2 pseudogenes are annotated in these 944 nt (G+C 77.0%); both read left to right on the forward strand.

The window, feature by feature from the left end:
• Positions 1-417 (forward strand): annotated as a pseudogene (locus tag KUM32_RS41335) (hypothetical protein); the annotation flags it as partial.
• 48 nt (positions 418-465) lie between these two features.
• Positions 466-944: pseudogene (locus KUM32_RS41340) on the forward strand (nucleotidyl transferase AbiEii/AbiGii toxin family protein); the annotation flags it as partial.

Raw genomic sequence — 944 nt, forward strand, 5'->3', positions numbered from 1 at the left:
CTTCCGCGCCTCGCCCCGGACGCGCGGGTCTCCGCCGAGGTGCCCTCGGTGGTACGGCGCTGGCCGACGCTGCTGCCACGGGCCGTGCGGTACCTGGACGGCGCCGCGCGGACGGCACACGGGCGGGCGGCGGTGGCGGAACTGCTCGGCGGTGCCGAGCGGGACCCGTTCGCGGCGGCACGGCTGCTGGCGCTGGCCGGGCGCCACCCGGAGTTGGCCGCGCTCGTACCCGGCCCAGTGCTGGCCTCGGCCGGGAGCGACGGCTCACCCGTGGCGCTCCGGGAGTTGGCGACCCGGGTGGCCGTGGTGGACCGGCGCCCGCACCTGGCGCCCGAACCGACCGCGCGCCTGCGCGCGTGGGTGGCCGGCGGCGGCCACGCCGGGGCGTCACCTCCTTCGGTGGCTACCCTGCTCTGACGCCCACGGGACTGGTGCACGGCGGACGCGGTGAAGGGGGCGGTACACGTGGCGGGGGCGGACGGCGTACGAGGAACGTGGACAGCGGCGGACTGGGCGGGCCTGCCCACGGTCGACCGGCAGCAACTGCGGGCAACAGGAGCGGTGTTGGCGGCTCTCGACCGCGCGTTACGGGGCGTGAACTGGCACCTCAAGGGCTCGACGGCACTCCTGGGCTGGCTCGGGCCGACGGCGCGCATGCCGGGTGACGTGGACCTCGCCGTGCCGGCCGACATCGGACACGAGCTGCTGCGCGGGGCCGACCTGCCGCCCGGGCCGGACGGCGCACACGTACGGCTGCTCCGGACGGAGCCGGTGGTCTTCAGCTCGCCGGGGCGGGCGGCGGTGCACCGGGCGCTGGTAGGCGTGCGGCACGAACGGGACGACGACCGCGTCCTGTTGAATGTCCTTCTCGTGCCGGAGGCCAGGGCGGCGCGGGACACGCGCACCGCCCCGCTCGCGTTCCCAGCCGACGCGGGATCGGTGAC

This window comes from Streptomyces sp. AC627_RSS907 (assembly GCF_019049165.1).